The 23337-nt window shown below is 40.1% G+C and carries 16 protein-coding genes; 3 read left to right on the top strand and 13 right to left on the bottom strand.

The window, feature by feature from the left end:
- Positions 1-119: 119 nt before the first annotated feature.
- On the top strand, positions 120-4106 hold the full coding sequence (locus tag N5O98_RS02040; RefSeq protein ID WP_008775682.1) for a hybrid sensor histidine kinase/response regulator transcription factor: 3987 nt from the start codon (positions 120-122) through the stop codon (positions 4104-4106).
- A 131-nt stretch (positions 4107-4237) separates the two neighbouring features.
- Here N5O98_RS02040 and N5O98_RS02035 read toward each other — a convergent pair whose 3' ends face one another.
- From N5O98_RS02035 to N5O98_RS01990, 10 genes are all read right to left on the bottom strand, one after another.
- Positions 4238-4750 carry a hypothetical protein gene (locus N5O98_RS02035; protein WP_004296005.1) on the bottom strand — a complete coding sequence of 171 codons (513 nt, stop codon included), beginning with the start codon at positions 4748-4750 and terminating at the stop codon, positions 4238-4240.
- Between the two features lie 13 nt (positions 4751-4763).
- Positions 4764-6653, bottom strand: a complete 1890-nt coding sequence (locus tag N5O98_RS02030; protein WP_195664312.1) for a TonB-dependent receptor — start codon at positions 6651-6653, stop codon at positions 4764-4766.
- Between the two features lie 30 nt (positions 6654-6683).
- Positions 6684-7103, bottom strand: a complete 420-nt coding sequence (locus N5O98_RS02025; protein WP_004306090.1) for a DUF1893 domain-containing protein — start codon at positions 7101-7103, stop codon at positions 6684-6686.
- An 8-nt stretch (positions 7104-7111) separates the two neighbouring features.
- Positions 7112-8515 (bottom strand): aldo/keto reductase, encoded by a 1404-nt coding sequence (locus tag N5O98_RS02020; RefSeq protein WP_008775686.1) that lies wholly within the window; start codon positions 8513-8515, stop codon positions 7112-7114.
- A 19-nt stretch (positions 8516-8534) separates the two neighbouring features.
- The gene (locus tag N5O98_RS02015; RefSeq protein ID WP_022198943.1) at positions 8535-10043 is read right to left on the bottom strand and encodes a 4Fe-4S binding protein; all 1509 of its coding nucleotides are present in this window, start codon (positions 10041-10043) and stop codon (positions 8535-8537) included.
- Between the two features lie 187 nt (positions 10044-10230).
- On the bottom strand, positions 10231-11334 hold the full coding sequence (locus N5O98_RS02010) for an MBL fold metallo-hydrolase (RefSeq protein ID WP_004318262.1): 1104 nt from the start codon (positions 11332-11334) through the stop codon (positions 10231-10233).
- Between the two features lie 148 nt (positions 11335-11482).
- Entirely contained in the window at positions 11483-14104 is a 2622-nt protein-coding gene (locus N5O98_RS02005) for a carboxypeptidase-like regulatory domain-containing protein (RefSeq protein WP_009039583.1), read from the bottom strand.
- A gap of 124 nt (positions 14105-14228) precedes the next feature.
- Positions 14229-15203, bottom strand: coding sequence for a FecR family protein (locus N5O98_RS02000; RefSeq protein WP_118160938.1), 975 nt, complete (start codon positions 15201-15203; stop codon positions 14229-14231).
- 97 nt (positions 15204-15300) lie between these two features.
- A complete protein-coding gene (locus N5O98_RS01995) occupies positions 15301-15852 on the bottom strand; it encodes an RNA polymerase sigma-70 factor (RefSeq protein WP_004296013.1) in 552 nt (183 codons plus the stop codon).
- A 95-nt stretch (positions 15853-15947) separates the two neighbouring features.
- Positions 15948-16298, bottom strand: coding sequence for a winged helix-turn-helix transcriptional regulator (locus tag N5O98_RS01990; RefSeq protein WP_004296014.1), 351 nt, complete (start codon positions 16296-16298; stop codon positions 15948-15950).
- Between the two features lie 91 nt (positions 16299-16389).
- Here N5O98_RS01990 and N5O98_RS01985 point away from each other — a divergent pair, with 91 nt between their 5' ends.
- Positions 16390-17409, top strand: a complete 1020-nt coding sequence (locus tag N5O98_RS01985; protein ID WP_004296015.1) for an arginase family protein — start codon at positions 16390-16392, stop codon at positions 17407-17409.
- Here N5O98_RS01985 and N5O98_RS01980 read toward each other — a convergent pair.
- From N5O98_RS01980 to N5O98_RS01970, 3 genes are all read right to left on the bottom strand, one after another.
- Entirely contained in the window at positions 17381-17659 is a 279-nt protein-coding gene (locus N5O98_RS01980) for a DUF3098 domain-containing protein (protein ID WP_004296016.1), read from the bottom strand. The two genes, N5O98_RS01985 and N5O98_RS01980, sit on opposite strands and share 29 nt — an antisense overlap.
- A gap of 11 nt (positions 17660-17670) precedes the next feature.
- Complete coding sequence (locus N5O98_RS01975; protein WP_008775691.1) at positions 17671-20808, bottom strand: glycosyltransferase family 117 protein; 3138 nt, start codon at positions 20806-20808, stop codon at positions 17671-17673.
- 509 nt (positions 20809-21317) lie between these two features.
- Entirely contained in the window at positions 21318-22433 is a 1116-nt protein-coding gene (locus N5O98_RS01970) for a tetratricopeptide repeat protein (protein ID WP_004309742.1), read from the bottom strand.
- 252 nt (positions 22434-22685) lie between these two features.
- On the opposite strand from N5O98_RS01970, the gene N5O98_RS01965 reads away from it, so the two are divergent.
- Positions 22686-23306: an HAD family hydrolase gene (locus N5O98_RS01965; protein ID WP_004306105.1), complete on the top strand. Its 621-nt coding sequence runs from the start codon at positions 22686-22688 to the stop codon at positions 23304-23306.
- Positions 23307-23337: the final 31 nt, after the last annotated feature.

The raw sequence follows: 23337 nt of genomic DNA, 5'->3' as shown, positions 1-23337 counted from the left end.
ATAGATGTTTTCTTGTAGAATCTCTCCTATTTCTTTGCATTTGTCATTGTTTTTGTCTAGTTTCGTTAACTGTTATGTTTATATGATCGTTAGAAGTAGTTTAAAAAACAACTATTTATATGAAATACATTGTATATATTCTTCTCTTTTTTCCTGTTTGGGTTACAGCACAAACATACAAATATATAGGAATAGAAGATGGCTTGAGCAATCGCCGGATATTCAATATTCAGAAAGATGCTCAGGGCTATATGTGGTTTCTTACAAATGAAGGGATGGACCGATACAACGGTAAAGATATAAAACACTATAAATTAAATAAAGAAGGCACTATTTTGGATGCTCCCATACGTTTGGGATGGTTATATACAGAACCACATATCGGTATATGGGTGGTTGGCAAACAAGGACGAGTCTTTCAATACGAAGCCGACAGAGACGATTTCAAAATGGTATATAAATTACCGGATACCTCTGAAGCAATAAGTTGTGGTTATCTGGATCGCAATGATAATATCTGGATATGTCGTAAAGATACTGTATTGCTGTATAATATTAAAGATGCTCATATAGTTCGATTTCCCAATGTATTGCATAGTAGTATTACGGCAATAGAACAAGTAGATGAGCACCATTTCTTTATAGCAACGGAGACGGGCGTACGATATGTCAAACTGGAGAATGGTATTTTAGAGACCATGCCTGTTGAAACACTGGACTATTTTCATGCACAGGTGAGTGAACTGTATTTTCATCGGCAATTAAAAAGATTGTTCATTGGTTCATTTGAAAGAGGAGTTTTTGTGTACGATATGAATACACAGGAAATTATACGTCCGGACGCTGATCTTAGTGATGTAAACATAGCTCGTATCAGCCCATTGAATGAAACAGAGTTACTGATTGCAACGGAAGGAATGGGGGTGTATAAAGTTAACGTAAATACCTGTGAACTGGAAGATTACATTATTGCTAATTATCAGAGTTATAATGAAATGAATGGAAATAATATCAATGATGTTTTTGTAGATGAAGAAAAGCGGATATGGCTTGCTAATTATCCAACAGGAATTACAGTGATTGATAATCGCTATGAAAATTATCATTGGATGAAACATGCTATGGGTAATGCACAGTCATTAATCAATGATCAGGTACAAGCGGTTATCGAAGATCATGAAGGTGATCTGTGGTTTGGAACTAGTAATGGTATTAGTCTTTATAATTCAAAAACAGGTCAGTGGCATTCATTTCTAAGCTCTTTTAATCATCAACTAAAGGACAAGAATCATATATTTATTACTTTATGTGAAGTGGCTCCTGGCATTATATGGGCAGGAGGATATACTTCCGGCATTTATAAAATAAATAAAGAAACGCTATCAGTTGAATACTTCTCTCCTTACCTTCTTTCTCACGTCAATATGCGTCCGGATAAATATATTCGTGATATAGTTAAAGATTCAAGAGGACATATCTGGTCGGGAGGCTATTATAATCTAAAATGTTTTGATTTGGAGACTAACAGTGCACGTCTATATCCGGGACTGAATTCCATAACATCAATTGTTGAAAAAGACAAAGATAATATGTGGATCGGAACTGCTGCTGGCTTGTATTTATTGAATCGAAATACTGGTGAATATCAGTATATTGAAATGGAGATAGGAATCACTTATATTAATACGCTTTATCAGGCAGATAATGGGTTGTTATATATCGGGACAAATGGTATGGGAGTATTTATCTATAATCCTCAAGATAAGACTTTCGAACATTATTTTTCTGATAATTCTGCTTTAGTTTCAAATAGAATATTTACAATATTGCCGGAAGTAGATGGACGTATAATGATGAGTACAGAGAACGGAATAACCTGTTTTCATACTAAAGAAAAGATATTTCGTAATTGGACTAGAGGAGAAGGCTTGTTGCCTGCATACTTTAACGCAGCGGCAGGAACGGTGCGTAAAAATAAAAACTTTGTATTCGGTAGTACGGATGGAGCAATTGAACTTCCGATGAATGTGAAATTCCCGGATTATAAGTTCTCCAGATTGGTATTTAGCGACTTTCATCTGTCTTATCAACCTGTTTATCCGGGTGTCAAGGATTCTCCTTTACAGAAAAGTATCGATGAGACAGATGTATTAGAGCTGGCTTATGATGAGAATACGTTTTCATTTGAAGTTTCTACAATCAATTATGATTCTCCCGGAAATGCACTATATTCGTGGAAATTAGAAGGCTTTTATGAGAAATGGACTCAACCGGGAGCAAATAATTTGATTCGTTTTACCAATTTGCCTCCAGGTAGATATATTCTTCATGTACGTGCTATATCCAGAGAAGAACATGACATTGTTTTTCAGGAACGTGCTATGAAAATTATCATCACGCAACCTTTTTGGTCGAGTTGGTGGGCTATCTTGTGTTATATTCTGTTGGTAATAGGGGGATTTTATTTTGTTCTACGTGTGATAAATCTAAGAAAACAAAAGAATATATCTGATGAAAAAACGCAGTTCTTCATCAATACGGCCCATGATATACGTACTCCATTAACTTTAATAAAAGCACCTTTGGAGGAATTATTGGAAGAAGAGACGCTTACCGACAATGGAATAACTCGTACGAACATTGCATTGAGGAATGTGGAAGTTCTTTTACGACTGGTCAGCAATCTGATTAATTTTGAGCGAACGGATGTATATTCCTCTAAAATGAGTGTTTCCGAGTATGAGTTGAATACCTATATGAATGAAATATATAATTCATTCTCTTCTTATGCTGCCATTAGGCGTATTGAATATACATACGAGAGTACTTTCAGCTATATGAATGTATCGTTTGATAAGGAGAAGATGGATTCTATTTTGAAGAATATAATATCGAACTCGCTAAAATATACTCCGGAAAATGGAAAGGTCAGCATTTCCGTGTCCGATACGAATGATTCATGGAAAGTGATAATCAAGGATACAGGTATAGGTATTCCTGCCAGTGAACAAAGTAAGTTGTTCAAGCTTCATTTCCGTGCCAGCAATGCTATTAACTCTAAAGTGACGGGTAGTGGTATCGGATTAATGTTGGTAGGAAAACTGGTGAGCCTTCATGGAGGTAAAATTAGTGTAGATAGTGTCGAACATCAAGGTACGACAATCAAAATTGTTTTTCCGAAAAAGAATAAGACTTCTCAAAGTATCAGTGACGAAGCATCTTCTAAATTTGAGGCGTTGGCTCCTGTACTGCCCGCTCCGAATGTACCGGCAAAGACAACCGCTACGATAGATGATCCAAATTTACGACGGATTCTTGTTGTAGAAGACAATGATGAGCTACGCTCCTATCTGGTCAGTTCATTGTCTTCTATATATAATGTACAAGCTTGCGCTAACGGAAAGGAAGCATTGATTATTATCAAAGAATATTGGCCGGAACTGGTTCTTTCTGATATCATGATGCCAGAGATGCGGGGAGATGAATTGTGTGTGGCTATCAAAAGTGATATTGAAATTTCACATATTCCTGTGTTGTTGCTCACTGCTTTGGGAGAAGAAAATAATATTCTGGATGGACTGTCGATTGGTGCGGACGAATATCTCATCAAACCTTTCAGCGTGAAAATATTACGGGCGAATATCGCTAATCTGTTGGCAAACCGGGAACTGTTGCGCATGAGATATGCCAATCTGGATATAGAAGCGAAATCAATGGTTCCATCTGCAAACGGTACTAACAGCCTCGATTGGAAGTTTATATCAAATGTAAAGAAAATCGTGGATGAGAATATAAACAACCCTGAATTTTCCGTTAATGTGCTCTGTGAATCAAGTGGCATGAGCCGTACCAGTTTCTATTGTAAATTGAAAGCATTGACGGGACAGTCTCCGACAGAGTTTATTCGGGGGATGCGTTTGAAACGTGCTACCGAGTTATTGAAAGAGGGTGAATATGCTATTAATGAGATTTCAGACATGGTTGGATTCTCTGAAACTAAATATTTTCGGGAAGTATTCAAAAAATACTATAAGATGAGTCCGAGCAGGTATGCTAAAGAAGGAGGCAATCCCTCTGCTGAACTGGAAGATGACGAAGAAGATTGATAAATAAAAAGCGAATAGATACGTTGTATTTAAAAAAGTTCTCCTCTGTTATGGGTATCTATAACAGAGGAGAACTTTCTTTTTCAAGGCTTATAACTCTTTTCAGGGAAAAGCGGTTATTGATAAGGAAGTTATTTGCGAATCAAATATCTAATGAATAAATAACCTCCGAATACTTGCAGGCACATTCCGGGAATTCCAATGCGGAAATCCTGAATGGCATTGTAGAAATTTCCTATATACATCCACTCTCCCAATGTCCCTACAACTTGATAGGTAAGTACTACGCCAACCAATACCGGGATGGAGATACGTCCGAAACGTTGTGCGGCCCAACCGGCAGCAATGGCGAGCAATACGGACTTTAATAAAATAGCAGGCAGCACCACCGGCATCGGCATACCAAAAAGTGAGGAGTTGATAATAGGGGAAAGAACAGCAGTCAGCAGACCGACTTTCCATCCGTACTTATAAGCTCCGATCAGTGTGAAGAAATAGATAGGCAGCCAGGTTATTCCTCCTTGCGGTATGAGATGAAAAAATTGGGGAAAAAGGATGTTGCCAACGATGAATAACGAGGCTGCCAGATAAGTTCTCACATTGCCGTAATTCAGCGAATAGAGTTTTACAGTAGTTGATTCCATATCATTTTATTATTTAAAAGTTCAAATTAATACCACCCATAAACGTAGCTTTGGGCATGGGATAACCTGCATTTATTTCATAACGCTGTGCCAGCAGGTTCTCTTCTTTTATGAAGAGGTTAGCGAAACGGCAGACACGATAATTCCCACGAAGATTCCATAAAACAAAATGATCCTGTTGCTCGCTACCCTTTACAACAGAAGTATAAAGTCCTTTCACATATTGTACTCCAGTCGATATACTCCAACGTCCGGAAGTATAGTCCGCCCCTGCATACAATTTATGTTCGGGGGCAGCAAGAACGGGATTCTCCATGTGCAACCAGCTATAATTGGCGTTCACATTCCAGTGTGAATTGATGTGGTAGCCTATATTCGTTTCAACTCCCCAATTCTCTATCTCTCCGGAATTGATATTCAATGGAGGAAAGAGTCCGTTTGACATAATCAGATTGTCGCCATTGATATAGTAAAGGCTGATTCCGTAGGACAATGCCCCTTCCAGCAGACGTTGTGAATAGGAAAGTTCATAGTTGATTAGTTTTTCCGGTTTCAATTCCGGGTTGGCAGGAGGAAACATATACATCTCACGAATGGTTGGATTACGGTATCCTTTGCTGACCATTGCTTTAAGTTCTGCATTCTTGGGTAAATGAAAAGCCAGTCCGCCTTGTGGAATCCATTCTGTACCTACGTGTGAATGGTGGTCTACACGAATACCTGCGTCCAGTGAGAACCAACTGCTGATATCCTGACGAAAATCAACGTATCCGGCAAACTCATCCATTTGCTTGTCTACTCCCGGAGTATGTTCACCCGTAGCCAGTACTTTGTTCCATGATTCACCTCCGAAGTGTTGATAATCAAATCCTACGGTCAAACGATTACCGGTAAAGAAAGTGGCACTCTGATACCATGATACACCCAGCATTTTGTCTTTAGAGTTGAAATGTGATTTTTGCGGTTCTTTTCCTATCTGATAGCCATCATTGATTTTATGCCGTCCCCAGTTATAGAAAAAGCTCAAACCTCCTGAAGTCTTTTCATAATGATTTTCCAAAGCGAACGATGTCATTCCATGAGTGATACGAGAATCGTTGTCAATCAGTGGTACTTGGATAGTCCCCGGATTGGAAGCATTAAAATGGGTTACATTCACATCTCCCCATACTTTCCAGAAAGAACTGATATCATAACCTAACTTTGCGTATCCACCATATTGCTCGAATCCCATATCGGGACGATGTCCATCTGTACGATTATATGATCCGGTTACGACGCTACTGAAACGTCCCTTCTTGACACGGTTGGAAAATTCAGTCTGCAACGTGTTATATGAACCGTACCCAACTTGCATATTCGTCTTCACACCTTCTTCCTGTTGCCGACGGGTAACAATATTAATCACACCACCCATGGCATTCGAACCATAAAGTACAGATGCAGGACCACGTAAAACTTCCACTTTCTCTGCCATCATAGATTGATAAGCATCCGCTATCGGATGTCCCATCAACCCCATGTACTGGGGATGACCGTCAATCAGTACCAATAATCCCGCTGTCGGACTACCACCGATACCACGCAAGCTCATGCCACCTGCAGCTCCGGTAGATACGCCATATCCCATGATGCCACGACTGGTAGTGAATAATCCCGGTACCTGCTCCGTTAACAACGGCAAAAGAGAAGGCTCATATCTTTTCTCAATTTGTTGCCTGCCGACTACGGAAATGGTCATCGGAAGATGACGCACATCGGTTTCATTACGTGTTCCGGTGACTACGACTTCATCAATCATATAATTTCTTCCGGCCTGTATACTATCCTTTTTAGTCTGTGCCATTCCCGAGATGGAAAGCAAGCTACCGAACAGGAATAAACAAGCTGTATTTCTTTTCATACTTTATTTCGTGTTTCAAGTTTCTTCTTTTTACTTCTTATTTCTGATCTTTTCCAGAAAATCGCGGATCAGTGGTAATATTTCTTCTGCTGATTCCACTTCGCTGCACATTGTCTCTACAGGACATCCTCCTGTATGGTTACGGTTCCAGATAAAAGGTACTTTCTCTGTAAAACCAACTTTTATATCTGATTTCTGAAGCAACTCCAGAGCTTTGGTACTGATAATATCAGTATATAACTCTTTGATACCTCCCAGAATCATCAGGGCGGCAGCTCCCTTTCCAACCACCTTATCAGCAATCGAGGCTCCTTTAAGAAACTCCGGTTCCTGGGTCAGTAAATCATAGATATCAGCCACACCGCGTTGAGTGAAAGTACGGATTTCTCCTTTGTTGGCAATAGTACAGGAATATCCTCCCGTATGTAGTAAATTGATTAATTCTTCCATCTTTTCTTTTATAAAGTACCTTGTTTCAATTGTTCTACGAATTGATCTATCCGATGCAGCTCTTTCGGAATATCAATGTTCTGCGGACAGTGTGCCACACACTGGTTACAACCGATGCAATGGCTTGCCTGACGAAGTTTGGGCACGCTACGGTCATATCCGACTAGAAAAGCACGCCGGGCTTTCGCATAATTCTCATCCTGCCCGTTCCTGGGGACATTCCCTTCATTGACACAACGGTTGTAATGTAACAACACAGCAGGTATATCCAACCCATACGGACATGGCATACAATATTTGCAGTCGTTGCAAGGGATCGTTGGATATTTCAACATTAATTGTGCCGTTTCTTCGAGAAACTCTTTTTCTTCATCTGTCAACGGTTCCAAAGGAGAATAAGTGCGGAGATTATCTTGCAGATGTTCCATATAAGTCATACCACTTAACACAGTCAGAATGTCCGGAAATGAACCGGCAAAACGGAAAGCCCAGGAAGCGACACTACTTTCCGGACGGCGTTGTTTGAGCCGTGCCACCAGGTTGTCATTCAATTTAGACAAACGACCTCCTAAAAGCGGTTCCATGATGATAGATGGAATTCCTCGTTTATGCAATTCTCCATACAGATATTCAGCATCCGTATTCCGGGTATTGGTTTCTTTGGCATGTTTCCAGTCTACATAGTTCAATTGTATCTGTACGAAGTCCCACTTGAATTCATCGTGCCGTGAAAGCAGATAGTCATACACTTCGATATCCCCGTGATAGGAGAATCCCAAATTGCGGATACGTCCTGCCTCCCGTTCTTTCACTAGAAAGTCAAGCATTCCGTTATCCAGGTAGCGTCCTTTAAGGGCTTCCATTCCTCCCATGCCGATGCCGTGAAGCAGCATATAATCAATGTAATCTACCTGCAGGTCTGCAAACGATTTGTGGTACATCTTGAGCGATGCTTCACGAGACCATGTATCGGGAGAGAAATTGGATAACTTGGTGGCGATATAATATTTGTCACGGGGATGACGGCTCAATGCAATACCCGTTGCCTTTTCGGAAAAGCCCTGTACGTATGCCGGAGATGTATCGAAATAGTTTACTCCGTGAGCGATTGCATAATCAATCAGTCCATTCACGGCATCCTGGTCGATTACTTCACCATTACCGTTGGGAACAGGTTTGAGAGGCCAACGCATACAACCATATCCCAAGAGTGAAACACGGTCACCGGTAGTCGGAGACGTGCGGTAAGTCATTTTATCGGTAGGCACCTCTCCTTCTCCTGTTGCGCTGCTTGAAGAGGAAGTACCTTTTGAAGAGCATCCGTATAATAGCCCTGTCGACGTGGCTGCACTAATACCTACAATCTTAATGAAATCTCTTCTATTTATATCTTTCTTATTTTTATCTTCCATAATCTTATACTGATTTAGATCAAATAATTCTATGCATCTGATGTCCTGTCACATAAATAGCGCTGAAAGGACGGGACGGACAAAGGTTCTCACACGCCCCACAACCGATACATTTTTCTACATTTACTACCGGAATCTTTGGAGAATCTGTTTTTTCAGGATCGGAAGCTACCATCTGTATGGCACCTGTCGGACAATGGCGGGCACAGTTGCCACATTCCATTCCATCTGTCAAAGGTACACAGTTCTCTTTAATCCATACGGCATGCCCGATCTGAATAGCTGATTTCTCGGCAAGACTGGTGAGATGAATAGCACCGGCAGGACAAACTTCCGAACATTTAGTACATTCGGGACGGCAATACCCACGTTCGTATGACATTTCCGGTTGCATCAATGTCAATAGGTTGTCCGATGGGCGCAATACCTGGTTGGGACAAACAGAGACACATAATTGGCAGGCTGTGCAATGTTGAGTGAAATTGCGTGCGCTTAAAGCACCGGGAGGATAGATAGGATTTTCTCTTTGGGGAATCTTTTTATCTTCGATAGTAGCCAATCCTCCGTCTACTTTTTTCTCTTGTGCTTTCAGTACAGAAGTTGTTGCAAAAATGGCCGATGCTGAAAGGAAGCTACGACGGGCATTGTCTACCTGTTCAGTAGTGACAGACTTTGCTTTCGTATCTTCGCTCGTAGCTGTTTCGTTCTTAGGTTTCCGTCTTGTGTATGTAATGGCTCCATGCTTACACTTTCCGATGCAATCCATACAAGTCACACAACGGCTATAATCTATTTCATGAGCTTTCGGATTAATACACGATGCTTTGCAATTGCGGGCACACAAACCGCAACTATTGCATTTGGAAGTATCAATTACCGGTTTGAATATCGCATATTTGGATATAAACCCTAATACAGTACCTACGGGGCAGATCGTATTACAATAGGTTCGTCCGTTGCGCCACGCCAGAATGAAAAGAACAACAAGGGTAACAATGGCAATCAGCATCGTCGAAAGACTCTTTATCCATACATCTACCTCATAAAAAGCATAACTATCCACTCGTTCGGCGAAGTACGCCAACAGGTTGTTTCCCCATTGCCAGACCGGTGCAAAAAGACTGGAAGCTATCCGGCCATAAGCACTATACGGTGCCAGCAAGATAGCCAAAGAGTTCAATCCTGCAACCATCATAATAATGAATACTCCTAAAACGCCATACCGCAACCATTTCATTGCTGGTGAATAACGGAACCGGTTTTTCTTTTGTTTGCCGGATACCCACGAAACAATGTCCTGAAACACTCCCAACGGACAAATAACAGAGCAGTAGATACGTCCGAACAGGAATGTAAGTACAACTAAAAACAATACGACACCTATGTTCAAGGCTAATAAAGCCGGCAGAAATTGAATTTTCGCCAACCATCCGAACCATGTGTGCAATGTACCCGTGAAGTCGAGAAAGAGCAGGGTAATAAGTGTAAAGCACACAATGGCGGTTGTAAGTCTGATAGTACGTAGCATAAACTAATTAATTTTCAATTTATAGTAGTTATATCTAAATGTCTAAAACTGTCAGGATTGAACCATCTATATTTCAACTTTGCAAAGTTAATCAGGGAAATTTGTTTTTCAACTATACAAATTACAGAATGTTTTACCAATTTCACTGATAACAGACGGGAAAACCTTTAGCCGATTGGGTAAAACACTATTTTTCTAATGCCACGACCTCTCCAATCTCCGGAATCAATACATTCAGAGAATCTTTATTCTTCATCTCTTCTGCATTTTTGAGAGGTTCATCCCAACGATGTTTGGCCAACGCATATTTAGAATGATGTACGGTCAGAACTCTTTTCGCTTTTAAATCTCTGGCCGTCTGTGCCATATATTGGGGCATCAGATGAATTAAGCTCCACTCTTCGTTGTATTGCCCGTTTTCAAGAATTGCGAGGTCGATGCCGGGGAACCGGTTGCCTATTTCTGCATAATGCGTATCATATCCTCCGTCTCCGCCAATGTATATCTTTTGTGAAGGAGCTTCTAGCAGGAAAGAAGCCCAAAGTGACTGGTTGGCAGTAAGTCTGCGACCGGAGAAATGACGGGCAGGCAAACAATGTATCATAAAGCCCGGAGCGAGGTTTGCGTCTTCATTCCAGTCAAGTTCTATCAGACGCTCTTTATCAAATCCCCAATATTCGAAATGTTCGCCAACACCCAACGGACAAATCACTGCTCCAATCCGGTCTTTTAATTTTTTGACTGTGTTGTAATCCAAATGATCCCAATGATCGTGACTAATCACGAGATAATCAATGTCCGGCATATCATCCGGTGTATAAAGTTCCGTACCTTTGAATGGCTTGTTGACAAAAGATACGGGAGAAGCCATACAAAATACCGGGTCAACCAATATTCGCTTTCCTCCCGTTTGAATCAGGTAAGATGAATGTCCGAACCATACCAATATTTCTTCATTACGGCCAATCTTGCGTAAATCTGTTTTTATTGCTTTGACAGCCTGTTCGGGGCGCAAACCGTCTATCTTTCTGAAAATGAACTCCCAGATTCCGCTAAAACGTCCCCTGTCGGAAGTCATCAATAGAGTTTCATGCTGATTTTTAAATTCTCCGTTTCTGTAATTAGGAGATTTCATGACTCTTTCCAGCCGTTCCCCACGGGGAGTTCTGCCGAAACTGGCTTGATTGATAAAAACAATGACTGACACCGCCAGCAATGCTATTACAGCTAATATACATCCTACAATCATACGTGCTTTGAATTTCTTGAATATGATACGCATATAATTCATAACTAAATTATTTCACGCAGCAAATATACAGGTATTCAGAGAGCTTGTTAGTATATATATTACAGATTGTTATACCATAATTACTGAAAGCAGTTGCCTGTTGGGTGTCAGTCTATTGTGTGAACAAACCCTTTTCTTGTTCAGTTATTTAGAAATAAATTTTGTAGCTGATGTTCGGAATCAGACCCGCTCCGTCTTTTTCTTCTACTACACTCGTTCTTTCATTGTATTGATAGAAATGCATTCCGGTGCGCATACCCACATTCAGTATTTTCAGAGAAAACTCGTGGGATACTCTTTTCTTATTGATCCGGAAGCTGATCGAAACATCACCGTTTATAGATGGATTGAATCGTTTAGTATATGCTTTGCTCTCGTCAAAAACGATGTCTTTTTCTTCCTGACTTTTTTCTTCATCCACAGGTGTATAGCGTCCTCCTCCCTGAAAGAACAGACGGCCGTTTACACTTAATACATTCTGTTTGAGTCTGCCAACCATCCATTCTTTTCCGGCGAGCAGGTTCACTAAAAAACTTTTATCCAGTCTCGTATTTCGCCAGATACGGTCTCCTCCCCTATATTTCGATTTGAATAATGAAGCTGTAATCATATAGTAGAAGCCGTTTTTCATGTATTGTTCCAGTGTTATATCTATTCCATAGTTTTTGGCTATTCCGGTGTTTGTCAATATGCGGTCTAAATAGAATTCTTCATAATTGATAATCGAAAAGGAGGAGTTTTCCTCAACCGGTATGTGGAACAAGTATTGATAATAGGGTTCTATTTTCAGATGTAGGCTCTGATTGATATTCCAGTCATAAGTGAATCCGAAATGATGTGCCTTTGAGAAGTCCAGGTACCGGTTTGATTCCTTTTTACCATTGATTATCTGTTCAACAAAGTAATAGTCGAGCCTTTCCCGGCGGCTATGCAAGCCGTAAGCTGCTGCTAAAGAATGTGCAGGATTTATTTTCCATTTAAGGGCAACTCTCGGTTCTATCGACCAGTTCTTGTTTAAAGTAAAATATTGTCCGGTAACCCCTAAACTGGTTGTCAGATTGTTGCTCAAGTTTATTACAGAACTACTATATGCCGAGAGGACTGTACTTTCTCCACTGCCTTTCGATATTTGTTCCATAGGTTTGTTTAATCCCAAATAAGGGCTGACTTTGTAATCAAGATCATATTTAAGTTCCGTAATGGTAATCCCTGTTCTGTTGGTATGCCTCGGACTGAATTTCTTATTCAGATATGAATTGAATACTAAATTCCATCTGCTATTCTGAATATCTGCTACATTAATAATAGCGTCGTCGGTATGTAAGTCCGCCAATGAACGGTCTTTGGAATAGGTAGCGGATAGAGAAGAACGGATATAAGTATTTTCATCCAGTACATATTTGTGCGCTAAGCCACCTGCCAGTTTTTCCAGTTTATTATATCCCGACGACCGGTCTCCCATCGTTTCCCATTCGGAACGTTCCAAAACATCTGCTTTATTTCTGTCTATCAATCCTAATCCCCAGATCGAAAAGGTTCCAGCTTTACGTGTGGGAAAATTTAGTTTGAAGGCTAAATCCTGATATTTCAGGTTGATGTCATTACCCGATGCCAGTGAAGTAGTAGAAAAGCGATAATTCACCAGATAGGAACTTCCCCGTTTTTTATTGATAGGACCTTCCGAAGCTAAATCTATGCCCATGAGTCCGACCTGAAAGGCGTGTTCGTACTTCTGATTGTTACCATTGCGCAAATGCATATCGAAAACACCTGATAGGGCATTACTGTATTCCGCCGGGAAAGCTCCGTTGTAGAAATCGGAGTTGCCGATGACTTGCGTACTCAAAGCGGACAGGAATCCTCCTCCCAAGCCTGATAAATCAGCAAAGTGAGTAGGATTAGGTATTTCAATTCCCTCCAGTCTCCATTGTGTAAATTGCGGGGCATTTCCCCGGATGGCAACCGCATTAGTACCGACATCTCCTGCTACACCTGCAAATGCAGAACTTAACCGTGCAGGATCGTCAAAACCATTGGCAAATCGGGACGCTTCTTCAATACTAATCATACGTCCTCCTGTGATAGCCATTGGGTTGACAGTCCGGTCTTTTTTTATTTCCGGCTTGACAAGTACTTCAGCCAAATCTTGTACATTCTCATCCATAGGAATCTCTACAAATACTTCTTTGGATGAAGTGACAGATACTTCGCTGATGATACTTGGGCGATACCCCATAAAAGATGCCTGAATATTATAACGACCCACCGGGACATTATTAATCCGGAAATTTCCCCGTCCGTCAGTCGAACCTCCCCGTGAGGGATCTTCTGCTATACAGACGGAGGCATATTCTATGGGCGTATTGGTTTTGGAGTCAACAACGATTCCTCTTATGGTTTGAGTCAGTTTTTGTGTATCATTGTTGGCGGGCTTTTGCTTGTTATCCTGCGAAGAAATAATAATATGATATCCTTTTATCTTATATACATATCCGGTTTCCTTCAATAGTTGAGCCATAGCTTTGTCAATGGTTACATTTTTGAATGATAAAGAGTGCTTCTTTTCGATATTCAGGTTCGATTGTTCATAAGCGATGCTATATCCGGTTTGTGTTTCAATTTGTGCAAAAGCCTCTTTTAATGAGATATTTTTATTTTGTATGGTAATCTTTTTATCTTTATTCTGTGCAATAGTTGTAAGAGATAGAAAAGTAAAAAATAAAAAAATGGCGAGCTTACCTGCCCGTTTATTTGTATTTATTCGATTCATTATTCTATATTTGTATGTTGATACTTCATTTTACGTCACTTGTTGAATGAGGGTAGACATTTCAGAACTGGGAAGAGGGTCTCAAGCTGCTTCCCGGTTCTTTTTATTCATAGGCTGTTTCTTTTTATTGTCGGGTTAATACTATTTTCTTTTCATATTGCTGATAATCAAAGCCGATGATATCTTTCAATATATTCAGTATTTCATTCAGACCTTCATCTTTCAGAAACTTAACCGTATATCGTTTGGATGCGGGGATAATTGCTGTATTATCAATAGTGGTGTTATAGTGCCTTTCCAAGGTTCGGAATATTTCTCCGGCGCTGGCATTGGTAAATACTAGTTTTCCCGCCATCCAACAATTTGTATCATTCGTATCTATCACTGATATGTGAATATCTGATGATTTTTTGTCGTATGTAAGCTGCTCATCGGGCTTTAGTATATGGGGAGGTTGAGACCGGACACTCACTTCCACCTTACCGCTAGTCAATGTAGTCGTTATTTTCTCATCATTAGGATAGGCTTTCACATTGAACCTGGTTCCAAGAACTTTCACAGAGAGTTGGGAGGTTTCTACAATAAAAGGACTTACAGTATCTTTTTTGACAGAGAAATAAGCTTCACCGTCAAGCATGACCAAGCGTTTATCTTTGGCAAAAGTTTCCGGGTATAAAATGCTACTTCCCGCGTTCAACCATACTTCCGAACTATCCGGCAAGATTAAGCGCTTCTGTTCTCCGTAGGCAACGGATATTTCTATCATTTCGTTGTGAGGAGAAAGATAGTAGAACATCCCTCCCGCAAATAGAAATAAAGGAACAATAACGGCGGCGACACGGGCAAACTTCTGGTAAGAAGCTATGTTGGTCAGATGCTCCTTATTATATCCTGTTCTTAAATTCACCCGTTCCAATGAAGCATAAGTGCTTGAATCGGCTTCTATGTCCAATTCATTCCAATAATCCAATGAGGCTTTAGCTTTCGCCTGCTGATTTTCATCTTTGATGATCCATTTCTGCACTTTCTCTTCCGTTTCAGATGGAAAGCGGGCGGAGAGGAACATTTTGATGATTTTACTGATATTACTTTTCTTCATTTTTGCTGCACTTTACTATATATACAGTTTAGTGGCAAAAAGCTCAATAAGAAAGTGGAAGTTTTTTTTATAAAGCAGAATGAAAAAAAATATAATGCTATAATAGTGATACCAGGAAACATGAAATAACCTTCCGTATTTCTTTCAAAGCAAGACTTAGCTGGCTTTCAACATTTCTTTTGGTAGTATTCAGGCGTTCGGCAATTTCGGCATTGGATAATCCTTCGTTACGACTCAATGTATAAATCATTCTCCGTTGTTCGGGCATTCCTCCGACAAGTTCGTCAATCAGCATTTCCAATTCCTTGGCAATAAGGTCTTCTTCGGAAGTAGAGCTATATCCTGTTTCTTGATTATTGTTCAGATAGGCATCACACACATATTTATGTTTCAGAAAGTTGATTGCTGCATTTCTTGCAATGGTGTGCAAATAAGAATTGAATGATCTGGACGTATCAATCGAATGACGGTTGATCCAAAGATTGACAAATAAATCCTCTGTCAGCTCTTCCGCATCAGGTTCTGATTTTATATATCCGTCAATGAATGTTTTGGTTTTGTTGTAGTATGCTATAAAAATAGTCTCAAAGGCCTTGTGATTCCCATCCTGAAAGGCCTCCAGCGTTTTTATATCAATGTTGTTATTCATACTATCTCCCAATTTTCATTTCATTAGGACAAAAGAAGCAATAATTTATTTTAGATAGATGGTCTTTTTTGAAATATTAATGATATTAGAAAGATTTATTCTATTTTCAAGATTCTCTTCATCTCCGGACGAAAGCTATCACCCCAGATTTCCAGTTGCTCAATCAGAGGAATCAGCGTCTTTCCCAATTCGGTGATAGCATATTCCGAATGGGGAGGAAGCTCCATGAATATCTTTTTGCTGATAATGCCGTGCATCTCCAATTCTTTCAGTTGTTGATTGATGACCCGGGGACTTGCCTCGGTAAATAAACGATGCAGCTCGCTGGGACGTTTCGGACCAGTGCATAATTCCTGAATGATGCAACTTTTCCATTTTCCCCCGATCACTTCCATCGTAATCTTTATCCCACAATCAATATCAAAAGGAATTTTCTTCTTATACATAGTTTTCTGCTTTTCTGCAAAAATAAGGATATCACTACAAAAACAAAAATAATAATCCCCAAATGTAGTATAGGGCTAAATTTATCAGTATATGAATAATTCGTCCCTACTTGCCGATGTTTCAGGTATTCCCTACTTTTGCTTCAAAAAGATGAGAAAGTATTTATTATCACTTGCATTAGTCGTTGGAGTCGTTTCAATGAATGCACAAGAAAAAGTAACAAACAATGTAAATATGGAAAATAAAAAATCAACTCTTCGTTTTATCTATCCTCAATGGCAAGGAGGAATTGTAGATCATTGGATGCCTGATATTCCGGCGGAAGATTCATCCAGAGGCTACTATCTGGGAGCACAGTTATTGAACTATTTAGCCCCACAGACCGGTCAGAATACGGTCGAAGTTCCGGTTTCACTGGATATAAATGACAGAGCGACGGAAAAAGGTATCAGTGCACGCAGTGTCATACTGAAACAAACTAAAGCTGCGCTTGATCTGCTTAAAGAGAATCATCCGGATCGGATTGTCACTTTAGGAGGAGAATGTTCCGTTAGTGTTGTTCCGTTTACTTATTTAATCAATAGATACCCGGATGATGTAGCTATCGTCTGGATAGACGCACATCCCGACATCAATCTGCCTTATGATGAATATAAGGGTTATCATGCAATGGCACTAACAGCTTGTTTGGGAATGGGAGATGAAGAAATAATGGAATTACTTCCGGGAAAAACGGATGCTTCCAAAGCCCTGATTGTCGGACTCCGCTCATGGGATGAGGGTATGCAGGAACGACAAAGAAAGCTGGGAATTAAAGGATTATCTCCACAGGAAGTTGCCAATGATCGTACAAAGATTATGGAATGGCTGAAAAGTACCGGGGTTTCGAAGGTGGTTATACATTTCGATATGGATGTATTGGACCCGGCAGAGATAATCGCTGCCGTAGGCGTTGAGCCTAACGGCATGAAGATTGAAGAAGTAGTTCGTATCATTAATGATATATCCTCCGAATATGATCTGGTAGGACTTACAGTTGCCGAACCTATGCCACGAGTGGCAATCAAACTTAGAAATATGCTCAATCAGTTACCTCTATTGAAAGATTAAATCCCCTTTGACGAGGACGGTAAAGAATACCGAATACATTCAGTAGATACCCCAATAAACACAATAATGGGGCAATACGTATGCGTGTTCCACTAAATATATCGGGATTATAGGCGGCAAGGGTACTCCCCTCGCCGCTCATTAATATATATCCTATGATAATCAATATAGAGCCGATAATTAAGATGACGTAATTTCTTTTGCCCAATACTGTTTTTATTTCTTCTTCTCTTATTCTTTTCGATTTCATATTCTTTGAGTTTAGTTGTGATAATTCATTAGTTGAGTAAAGCGCATATATTTCTTTTCAAATTGCTGATTACTCTGTTCATATCTCTCTTTATCCATACTCTTCAGTAATTCATTACACTGATTCCATTGCCAGAACCTATACAAACAATCCTGTTGAACCATCCCTATCCGGTTATCTCCCAATGAGAAAGCCCAGTCGATATAATTTTCCGATTCTGCTATCAGATGATTCAATAGATCGGTCGCTTTCTGCGTTTCTCCTATGGAAGCATAAGCGGTGGCTATATCATACGAACCACTCTCGTATACTTCAGGAACATTATATGCCGGAATAGCTTGCCCAGCATATTCCAATACTTTTCTGGCACGGATGTCGTCTCCTTGTTTCACCAATTCTTTAGCCAGTTGCGCAAAGAGCCTTCGATGAGAATAACAGATGCGCAGGGTTGTTTCGTCCAGATAAAGTCCGGGAGTATCCAATCCACCGTATTTATATCTGTTCATCACATTCTCGTAGAGCTTCTCCGTATCTATGGCATATCCATTGCCTTCTTCCACGTCTCCCCATTCTTTATAGTTGAAAGGAGTAAACCGGAATGCTAACCCTTCCTGAACAAAGTAGTCATCAAATTTCAGTTTACTGGAGTTGCCTACCGAGATAGCCATGTACAGGGGACGTTCCCAGTTACAGTTAGCCAGGATCTCGAGCATGAGTAAGTCCACTTTAGTCAACAGACGTATATTTTTTAGAGAAATAGACAGTTTATCCGGTATTGCATCTCTTAGTTCTTCCCCTTTTAAATGACGAATGGCTTCAGGCAACATCATTCCAGAACGGAGTACTGCATCCTTATCAATATAAATATTTATAGTATCGGTAGGTATCACATGGAATTCCTGTTTCTCTGCGAACACCCAATATTTCAGGATATTCTTTATTTCATACGGATCATTTCCAAAACTATCACGGGCTTCTTCGGGATGTTTCTGATACAATGCTTCTATCTGTTTCTTCAATTCCGGACGAACAGCCACATATTCGTTCTTCCCTTCCTGGTATTGATTTTGATCCCAACTGATCGGCAGTCCGGGAGCATCGTACAGAGGACATTGTTGCTGATAAATGTACCAGTCGGTCTGCGCATAACTTAAATTGCAGATACGTACATCTCTGCGTACTTCTTCCGTATCCTGATTATACCACAAGGGGAACGTATCATTATCCCCCTCACAGAATATGATCGGATTTCCTTTGTCGGGAAGTGTCATCAGATAATTAGCACCAAAGTCACGACAGGTATACCGGTTGCTTCGATCGTGGTCATCCCAAGTCTGGCTTGCCATTTGTATGGGGACAAACAGGCAAAGCAGCATAAGTAAGCCGACTGGGAGGATTTTTGCCTGTTTCCTGCGAAGCATGTCACAGCATCCGGCGGCTCCCATTCCAATCCAGATAGCGAACGCATAAAACGAACCTGCATACGCATAATCCCGTTCACGGGGTTGTCCGGGAGTCTGATTCAGATAGAGCACAATAGCCAATCCCGTCATAAAGAAAAGGAAAAATAAGACACTGAATTGCTGCTTGCCTTTTTTTCCACGTGTCCATTGCCAATAGATACCGAGTAATCCTAATAATAATGGTAAGCCATAGAACACATTGTGACCTTTGTTCTCACGCAAAGATTCCGGCAAAAGTTTTTGATCCCCCAGTCGCAGATTATCAAGCCAGGAAATTCCTGTAATCCAGTTACCATGTTCCGGTTCACCGCTTCCTTGAATATCATTCTGTCGTCCGACAAAATTCCATAAGAAATAGCGCCAGTACATGTAATTGAGTTGGTATGTGATAAAATAAGTCAGGTTCTCTTTTTGTGTAGGAGCCTCATTCGCACCTCCACCGGACCATCCTTTGTAAGAAGCGGCCGAACGATCATTCCACATTCGCGGAAATAACATATTTTGAGTGTAGCACACGTCTTCCTTATAGCGAATAATTTTATACTTGCCTTCTTTCTTATCCGGCCGATAGATGGCACTACCTTTTTCTGTCTTTACCTTGTAATAGTCTCCTTCGGGCACATACTCCGGTTCGGACGCATAGGTTCTCCCATAAAGTAAAGGAGCACTTTCATACTGTTCGCGATTCAGGTAGCTTTTGAGTGTGAAAATAGTATCCGGTGCATTCTCGTTGAGCGGCGTATTAGCATTGGCACGAATGAGTATGACCGCATAGGTGGTATATCCTATGGTGAGCATGAGTAAACACCACAAACCGGTATTCACGATGCGTTTTCTGAACCGATAAATGGCTCCTATCAGTAAAAACAGGACCAAACCCAGAAAGACGATCAATCCTGACTGGAAGGGTAATCCCATCACATTGACAAAGAATAATTCGAACCATCCTCCTACATCAGCCATTCCGGGTATATAAACAAAAAGAATCAATACAATAAGAATACCGGATAATGCAATGGCCCCGATAACTCCCTTGAGTGATAGAGTCTGATATTTTTGGTAATAGAACACTAATACAATGGCAGGAATACAAAGCAGATTAAGCAAATGCACTCCGATTGAAAGCCCTATAATATAGGCTATCAGGATAATCCAGCGGTCACCGGACACAGAATCTGCTTCATCCTGCCAGCGAAGAATCATCCAAAATACCAAGGCTGTGAGGAAAGAAGAGAAGGCATATACCTCCCCCTCTACCGCACTAAACCAGAATGTATCACTGAAAGTATAAGCTAAAGCTCCCACAAAACCTGCTCCCAGAATGATAATAACATCCATAACAGATAATTTCCGTTCATCGCCCACAAGCAAGGCTCTCACTAATCGGGTAATACTCCAGAAAAGAAACAAGATACAACCGGCACTCAATAGTGCATTTAAAAAGTTGACCATTCCCGACACTTGCGAAGCATCGGAAGCAAACTGGGTAAACAGGTTGCCGACAAGCATATAGAAAGGTGCTCCCGGCGGATGCCCTACCTGTAATTTTTCAGCACAAGAAATAAATTCGGGACAATCCCAGAAACTTGCGGTTGGTTCGATGGTCATCCCATACACAAATGCTGCTATCAGAAAGACCAGCCACCCACCGAAATCATTCCATCTTTTAAATAATAAGTTGCTCATTGTTCTGTACTTTTTTATTTGCAAAGTTACAGGACATACTGCTAAAACAGGCATTTTTTACCGGACGGATACGGACGGTCGTCAATGATAATATGTTGATAATCAATAATAATAAAAGTGAAGAGATAGACAAAAACAGACAGAGGATAAATTAGGTACAAATTAATAATGGCATAGTAAAGTAAATGGCATAAAAATGACAATGTATCAAATATGAAAAAACTATTGGGATATTAGGAAAAACAAGTGCCACTCTTGTTTTTTGCTATTTAATTTCGTATCTTTAATGACTTTCATTCTTCTAAAGACAGATAATCATATTACAGAATGACAAATATCACCTTATAAAGTGACATTTGTCACCCTATAGGATGCCCATCGTCCCGTTATAACGGGACAACTACCCGACTGCATAAAAGATTACTAATTTCTGTACCAAAAAACATTAATCTCTGCAACGAAAAGCCTTAAATGTAGTAAGGAGATAATGAATCATTACCAGATAATAATTAATTTCTTGCACAAAATGAAAGATCCCCCAATGATTTCACAATATCTTCCAGTGACTCTTTAGAATTTGCCAACATCAGTTTCTCCGTTTTTATTCTGGAGATTCTCCGGGTCAGCGTCTCTGTAGTCAGTTTCATTAAATCAGCAAAATAAGCCGGTTGAACTCCTTCCCGTAGAAAAGCACATACCCTTAAATCTTCTTCCGTGAGTTTTGGACTTATCCCTTTCAATTTAGAAACAAGTCCATAGACATTCTCTTGAAGTCGCAGCAACTCTGTCCAGTCTTTCTCGGAGAAAGAAGGGATTTTAGAAGACAAAACATTCCGTTCCTTAAATTGCCGTACTTTTGAGACAACCGGAGAACTTTCATAGATATGTAACTGAAGAGACTGATACTTCTCTTCGAGATGATTACATCGCAACATCAGCTTATCCGATTCGACATCTTTCTTCAGTATTTCCTCTTTGAAAAGATCCAGTTGGGAAAGTGCGTGCCGGTTTTTCTTCCAGAGTAGTCCAAGCAACAAAGACATCACACCAAACATACCTAAAGCAGAAGACAGAATGACCGAAGAATCACTTTTGTTATCATTTAATATCAACTGACTGGCGTATGCCTTTCTTTCCATTTCCAGTGCTTCATCAAAGTTACCATATTTCTGATAATAAAGACTACATCGTTTGCATATTTTTGCCAGATGATCGTATTCCTCTGTTTCTTTGGCAAGTTTGATTGCCTTCTTAAAGTGGATCTCTGCATTCTCTTTCTGTTCCAAATCACTTTCTACACAAGCAAGATAATAATATGCTTTAGATTTTTGATATTCATCACCGTGTTTCTCATAATAAGATGCCGCCTGCCTAATCTGCTTATCAGAGGAATGAGGAATGTTTTTATCCTCGTTGAGCTGGGTACACAATAAATTATACTCTGCCAGTTGAGCTTCATTCATTTGGCTTGACTGAATAGTCTCAAGAATAATGGATGCTGTATCAGGGTCCTGCTCCATCAGTTGCGCAGCCTTGTCCAGCCCTTGCTTCACGCTTGTTCCTTCCGGATGGCAGGCAGCTAGTGAAAGGAGCATCATATACAATAAAATTCGAAGATTATTCATAACTCTATTTTTGTCTTTGCAAAGGATTGATTGGATTTGCAAATATAAAAAATAATCGGCATTTATGCTTCTATAAGTTACACAAAATATAGTGACGCTATCCTGTTCTTATAGTGACACTATCCTTGCTAAATGGCGTCACTATCCTGACAGGATAGCGTCACTATGTTTTTTGACAAATATCAAGCCGATGCGGGCTATTAATTAAGAAGATAAGCCGTATCTTTGTAGCAAACAAGAAAATTATATATCATGATTAAAAACATTGTATTTGATTTTGGAGGAGTGATTGTAGATATTGATCGTGACAAAGCGGTTCAGGCATTTATCAAACTGGGACTGGCAGATGCTGATACCCGGCTGGATAAATATCACCAGACCGGCATCTTTCAAGAACTGGAAGAAGGTAAGTTAAGTGCGGATGAGTTTCGGAAACAGCTGGGGGATTTATGTGGCCGTCCATTGACGATGGAGGAAACCAAACAGGCATGGCTGGGCTTTTTCAACGAAGTAAATCTAAATAAACTCGATTATATATTGGAATTGAGAAAGTCCTATCATGTGTATATTTTAAGTAATACCAATCCTTTTGTTATGTCGTGGGCATGCAGCCCCGATTTCTCATCGAAGAAAAAGCCGTTGAATGATTATTGTGACAAACTATATTTGTCTTATCAGGTCGGTCACACAAAACCTGCACCCGAAATATTTGATTATATGGTGAACGATTGCAATATTATTCCTTCTGAAACTTTATTTGTAGATGACGGCGCCTCTAATATCCAAATCGGCAAAGAACTGGGATTTGAAACGTTCCAGCCGAAGAATGGTGAAGATTGGCGGGAGAAAATGACTGCTATCTTAGAGAAATAATCATATTGATTACTAATTTTTATAGTGTATA

It is taken from the genome of Bacteroides sp. LFL-34 (assembly GCF_027257075.1).
GTDB lineage: Bacteria > Bacteroidota > Bacteroidia > Bacteroidales > Bacteroidaceae > Bacteroides > Bacteroides ovatus.
The sequence above is the reverse complement of the archived record's forward strand: the minus strand, read 5'-3'. Positions and strand labels throughout refer to the sequence as shown.